Annotated in this window: 1 protein-coding gene; it reads left to right on the top strand. The window is 57.4% G+C overall.

Annotated elements, in window-relative coordinates:
- A partial coding sequence (locus AC5O77_RS22455; RefSeq protein WP_494507253.1) for a pyridoxal-phosphate dependent enzyme occupies positions 1-468 on the top strand: 468 nt, incomplete at its 5' end.
- Between the last annotated feature and the right edge of the window lie 81 nt (positions 469-549).

The following is a 549-nucleotide window of genomic DNA, read 5'->3' as shown; positions in this document are numbered from 1 at the left end:
GCGCATTACACCACCACCGGGCCGGAAATCTGGCAGCAAACTGGCGGGCGCATTACCCATTTTGTCTCCAGCATGGGAACAACCGGCACTATCACCGGCGTTTCACGCTTTATGCGCGAACAATCCAAACCGGTGACCATTGTTGGCCTGCAGCCGGAAGAGGGCAGTAGCATTCCCGGCATTCGCCGCTGGCCTGCGGAATATCTGCCGGGGATTTTCAACGATTCGCTGGTGGATGAGGTGCTGGATATTCATCAGCGAGAAGCGGAAAACACCATGCGCGAACTGGCAGTGCGGGAAGGAATATTCTGTGGCGTCAGCTCCGGCGGCGCGGTTGCCGGAGCACTGCGCGTGGCAAAAGCTAACCCCGGCGCGGTGGTTGTGGCGATCATCTGCGATCGCGGCGATCGCTACCTCTCCACCGGGGTGTTTGGGGAAGAGCATTTTAGTCAGGGGGCGGGGATTTAAGATTATTGCGCAGGCACCGTTTTATCCGTCTGCGCAATTAGCGCATGTAAAAAAGGTTGTGCGTTCTCATCGCTTTTACCG

The sequence above is a fragment of the Stenotrophomonas sp. INTA L402-1 genome, from assembly GCF_059295135.1.
This window is presented reverse-complemented; position numbering and strand designations above follow the sequence as displayed.